The following is a 966-nucleotide window of genomic DNA, read 5'->3' on the forward strand; positions in this document are numbered from 1 at the left end:
CTCGGCGGCATTCCGATCGGCGGGCCATCCAAACCGGAAGACGTCGCGAACCTGATCGCCTTCCTCGCGTCCGACCGCGCCAGAACGATCACCGGCACGGAATACGTCATCGACGGCGGGACGGTTCCAACTGTTTGAGCCGTGCGTGCTCTACAGGCTGAAAGCCGCCACCACCGGCGCATGGTAGCTGACCGGCGACGGTTCGTCGGCGTGATCGACCTCGTCGGTCAGCGCCTCATTGTGGATCGCAACCTCGCGCAGCAGCCCGGCCAGCCGGGGCGAGGCCAGCAGATGGTCCAGCAGCACCGGCGTGCCGGCGTGCAGCACGGTGTAGCGCCGCTCCTCCGGGATCGCCTGCTCCAACGGCTCCAGCACGCGATTCGCCAGCTCGGCATTGCCGGTGAAGTCGGGGGCGGCGCGGATGATGCGGACGGCGGTCTGCTCCAGATCGGCGTTGCAGTCGCCGGCCACCAGGATCAGCGCCTCGGGATCGGCGTCGAACAGCCGGTCCACCGCCATGCGGGTCTCCAGCGCCTGCCCCGCCCGCTTGATCGAGGCGAGATAGAAGCCCTCCGCCCAGCCGGACGCCGTCTTCCAGGTCTGGGCGCCGGCCTTCTGCCCTGGCACCGGCGCGGCGATGGGGGCGCGCAGATGCAGATCGAAGACATGCAGGATGCGGCCGTCCGGCATCTCGATTTCGGCATGCAGCACCGGCCGGTCCCAGCCGACCTCCGTCTCCCCCTCAGGGGCCGGATCGGCGGTGGCGAGGCGCACGCGGGCCGGCGGCACCAGATGATGGCGCAGCAGCCGCGTCGCCCGAATCGGCCAGCGGCTGACGATCACCGGATTGTGGCGGTCGGCCGGCGACGGGGCATCGCCGGCGGTGACGTGATAGCCGGCATAGCGGGTGCCCTTCCAACAGTAGGGTCATCACGCGAAAGACGCGACGGATCGCTTCTTCACCGG

General features: G+C 69.8%; 2 protein-coding genes. One reads left to right on the forward strand and one right to left on the reverse strand.

Features of this window, described 5'->3' with window-relative positions; all coding sequences use genetic code 11:
- Positions 1–138, forward strand: a 138-nt coding sequence (locus I71_RS36260; RefSeq protein WP_148294314.1) for an SDR family oxidoreductase, incomplete at its 5' end; no start/stop codon positions are given.
- A 12-nt stretch (positions 139–150) separates the two neighbouring features.
- Here I71_RS36260 and I71_RS20845 read toward each other — a convergent pair.
- Complete coding sequence (locus I71_RS20845; RefSeq protein ID WP_244433956.1) at positions 151–843, reverse strand: endonuclease; 693 nt, start codon at positions 841–843, stop codon at positions 151–153.
- Positions 844–966: the final 123 nt, after the last annotated feature.

This window comes from Azospirillum sp. B506, assembly GCF_000333595.1.
Taxonomy (GTDB): Bacteria; Pseudomonadota; Alphaproteobacteria; order Azospirillales; family Azospirillaceae; genus Azospirillum.